Raw genomic sequence first — 3,846 nt, 5'->3', positions numbered from 1 at the left:
CTTCGGCAAGGGCGCTGACGAGGCTGTGGAGGGCTTCGTGGGCGCCGGTGCCGGTCTCGGGGAGGGCGGGGCCGGTCAGGGCGCTCAGGCGGGCGGTGACGGCTTCCGGGCCGCCGGCAGGGAAGGGGCCGTGGCGGGTGGCGGCGCCTTGGGCGAGGGCGTCGAGGGTGGTGTCCAGGAGCGGGTGGAGGGCGTGCGGGCCGCGGGTGCCGCCGGCGAGGGGGGCAGGGGTGTCCTCGGCGGCCTCGCGGGGCGAGGTGATGGTGGGGCCGGCGGACGCAGGCATGACTTTGCCCCTTTTGGGTTGACTTCGCGCGCGTGCTGTGCGGTCGCTTCCGGGCGGTGACGAGCAGCAACTGCAACAAGTTACGTTCGGCGCACGGTCGGTGACCGACGTAGGGGCGGGTTTCGCTCGATGGTGGTACGGCCGTGCGACGGGCGTGAGTTGTGTCTGCTAGTGGGGTCCGGGGCGGACGCACCCCGTTCCGTCGACTAATCTGCACCCCATGGCCATGAACTTTCTCGCTCTCGACGTAGGGCCGCTCAAGCCCGAGCCCGCGCCGCTCGTCCTCGGCGCGGTGCTGTTCTTCATCACCTTCGCCCTGATGGCGAAGGTGCTGCTGCCCCGGATCAACAAGGTCCTCGTCGAGCGCGAGAAGGCCACCGAAGGCCGCTTCGACGAGGCGGAGGAGACGCGTGCCGAGGCGGCCCGCGTCCACGCCGAGTACCAGGAGCTGCTCGCGGAGGCCCGGCACGAGGCCGCGCGCCTGCGCCAGGAGGCGACCGAGCAGGGCACCGCGATCGTCGCCGAGCTGCGGGCCGAGGGCCAGCGCCAGCGCGAGGAGATCATCTCCGCGGGTCACGCGGTGATCGACGCCGAGCGCGCGGTCGCCGAGGCCGAGCTGCGCCAGCAGGTCGGCGTGCTGGCCACGGAGCTGGCGGGCCGCATCGTCGGCGAGGACGTCGCCCAGTCCGCTCGTGAGAACGGCACGGTGGACCGCTTCCTGGAGGAGCTGCGCACCGCGCAGGCCTCCGACGCCGCTCGCGACTGACGGCGGCCGGCCGCCGCTGGGACATCCTCGGACGCCGAAGGCTCCGCACCCCTTCCGGGGCGCGGAGCCTTCGGCGTTCCGGCGTGCCTACCGCCCGGTCTCCCTGACGCGCAGGGCGCGGCGCAGGTCGTCGAGCTCGTCGGTGAGCCTGCGGCGCAGGGCGGGCGTCGGGCCGGCGGTGCGCAGGCACTCCTCGCCGAGGTCGAGGGTGCGCCGCTCGACGAGCGGGCGGGGGAAGCCGGCGGCGCCGGCGGCCTTGGCCAGGGCCGGTCCGCGGCGGGCGGCGAGGGCGACGGCCTCCGGGTAGTAGCGGTCCAGGTAGGGGCGGACGAGGTCGTGCTGCTCGGGCTGCCAGAAGCCCTCGGCGGTGGCGGTGAAGAGGTAGTTGGACAGTTCGGGGCGGTGCCCGGGGTCGTACATGGCCTGCCAGGCGGCTTCCTTGGCGGCCGGGTCGGGCAGGGCGGCGTGGCAGCGGGCGGCGCCTTCCCTGCCGGTGGCGCTGGGGTCGCGGGCGAGCTCGGCTTCGACGGCCTCGGCGGTGGTGGCGCCGAGGACGGCGAGGCGGGCGAGGGCGCGCCAGCGCAGTTCGGGGTCGAGGGCGGGGCCGCCGGGGAGGGTGCCGTCGTGGAGCCAGGCCCGGAGGGTGTCCGCGGCGGTGGTGCTGTCGATGAAGGTGCGGACGGCCGTGAGGCGCAGGCCTTGCGAGGCGGTGTCCTCGCTCCGTTCCCGGGTGCGGTCGAGGAGGTCCTGGGCGAGGTCGGTGAGGACGGCCAGGGCCGCGGGGCGGTCGGCGGGGGCGGTGTAGCGGTCGGTGACCTGCCCGCGGGCGAACGCGAGGACCGCTCCGGTGATCGCCACGTCCCTCTCGTGGGGCAGGTGGGCGCGGGCGGCGTCCAGGTAGGCGGCGGGGGCGAGGTCGCCGTCGCGGACCATGTCGCGGGCCGCGTTCCACAGGACGGCGCGGTTCAGCGGGTCGGGCAGGCCGGGCAGGGAGCGCAGGGCGGTGTCCCAGGAGGCGGCGTCGAGGCGGATCTTGGCGTACGTGAGGTCGCCGTCGTTGAGGAGGAGCAGGTCGGGGCGGGCGCCGGGAAGGATCCTGGGGGAGTCTCCTTGCGGCACGTCCGCTTCGAACCGGTCGCGGAGGACGAGGCGGTCCGGGTCCGCCGGGTCCCGGTCGTAGGCGCCGACGGCGATGCGGTGCGGGCGGGTGCCGTCCTGGCCGATGGTGAGCCGCCAGTGGTCTTCGGCCTCGGTGATCGCGGGGGTGAGCGTGTCGACGCCGCTGGTGCGCAGCCAGCGGTCGGCCCAGGCGTGGACGTCGCGGTCGGTGCGGCGGGCGAGGGAGTCGAGGAAGTCGGCGAGGGCGGCGTTGCCGAAGCGGTGGCGGGCGAAGTGGTCGTTGATGCCGGCCAGGAAGTCCTTCTCGCCCAGCCAAGCGACGAGCTGGCGCAGGGCGGAGGCGCCCTTGGCGTAGGAGATGCCGTCGAAGTTCAGGAGCGCGGAGGCGGTGTCGGGGACGGCTGCCGGGTCGGGGGCGACGGGGTGGGTGGAGGGGCGCTGGTCGGCGTCGTAGCCCCAGCCCTTGCGGGCGCAGGCGAAGTCGGTCCAGGCGCCGCCGAAGCGGGTCGCTTCCGCGAGGACCTGGTAGCCCATGTACTCGGCGAAGGACTCGTTGAGCCAGATGTCGTCCCACCAGCGGAGCGTGACGAGGTCGCCGAACCACATGTGGGCCATCTCGTGGGCGATCGTCACGCCGCGGGTCTCGCGCTCGGTGTCGGTGACCGCCGACCGGAAGACGTACTCGTCGCGGAAGGTCACCAGGCCCGGGTTCTCCATGGCGCCGGCGTTGAACTCGGGCACGAACGCCTGGTCGTAGGAGTCGAACGGGTACGGCTCGTCGAAGATCTCGTGGAAGCGGTCGAAGCAGCGGCGCGTGATGTCCAGCAGTTCGCCGGCGTCGGCGTCGAGGTGGGGGGCGAGGGAGCGGCGGCAGTGCAGGGCGAACGGCAGGCCGGCGTGCTCGGTGCGGACCGAGTGCCAGGGGCCGGCGGCGAACGCCACGAAGTACGTGCTGAGCGGTTGCGTCGTCGCGAACGTCCAGCGGCCCTCGGCCGGGTCGCCCGTGCGGGTCGCCACGGCGTTGCCGAGGACGGTCCAGTGCGGCGGGGCGGTCATGGTGGCGTCGAAGACCGCTTTGAGGTCGGGCTGGTCGAACGACGCGAAGACGCGCTGGCCGTCGTCGAGGAACGCCTGCGTGTAGAGGTACGTCTCGCCGTCGGCGGGGTCGGTGAAGCGGTGCATGCCCTCGCCCGTGCGGGAGTAGCGCATGTCGGCCTCTATGAGCAGCTCGTGCTCGCCGGCGGTGAGGGACAGCGGCAGCCGGTTGTCGTCCAGCGCGGCGGGGTCGAGCGGGCGGCCGTCCAGGGCGGCACGGCGCAGGGCGGCGGGCCTGAGCTCGACGAACGTCTCGCCGGCTGCGCGCGCGGTGAAACGGATCCGGGTCGTCGAGGCGAACAGCTCGTCGCCGCGGGTGAGGTCGAGGTCGACGGCGTAACGGTGCACGTCGAGGAGGCGGGCGCGGGCGCGGGCTTCTTCGCGGGTGAGTACGGGCATGGGCACATTGTCGCGGGGGCGCTGGGCGCTGGGCGCTGTGCCGAGGCGGGTTTCGGGTGGCCCGCCACTGATCGGGCGCCGCGCCCGCGCTCGCCGCCGCGGCGGCGAGCGACCCGCGCGGCGGGGGCCGGCGGTGCCGATCCGGCCTGCGGGTGAGCACGGCACCGCCGGGGAGCGCCGG

General features: G+C 74.6%; 2 protein-coding genes and 1 pseudogene. 1 reads left to right on the top strand and 2 read right to left on the bottom strand.

Features of this window, described 5'->3' with window-relative positions; translation table 11 throughout:
- A pseudogene (locus B7P34_RS35375) lies at positions 1-286 on the bottom strand (aspartate aminotransferase family protein); the annotation flags it as partial.
- Between the two features lie 220 nt (positions 287-506).
- On the opposite strand from B7P34_RS35375, the gene B7P34_RS35370 reads away from it, so the two are divergent.
- A complete protein-coding gene (locus B7P34_RS35370; RefSeq protein ID WP_106682221.1) occupies positions 507-1,052 on the top strand; it encodes a F0F1 ATP synthase subunit B in 546 nt (181 codons plus the stop codon).
- Between the two features lie 87 nt (positions 1,053-1,139).
- Here the strand turns inward: B7P34_RS35370 and pepN are convergent, their stop codons facing one another.
- Positions 1,140-3,665 carry an aminopeptidase N gene (gene pepN, locus B7P34_RS35365; protein WP_106682220.1) on the bottom strand — a complete coding sequence of 842 codons (2,526 nt, stop codon included), beginning with the start codon at positions 3,663-3,665 and terminating at the stop codon, positions 1,140-1,142.
- Positions 3,666-3,846: the final 181 nt, after the last annotated feature.

It is taken from the genome of Streptosporangium nondiastaticum, from assembly GCF_003011965.1.
Lineage (GTDB): Bacteria > Actinomycetota > Actinomycetes > Streptomycetales > Streptomycetaceae > Streptomyces > Streptomyces nondiastaticus.
Note: the sequence above shows the minus strand (reverse complement) of the source record. Positions and strands in the feature narration are given on the sequence as shown.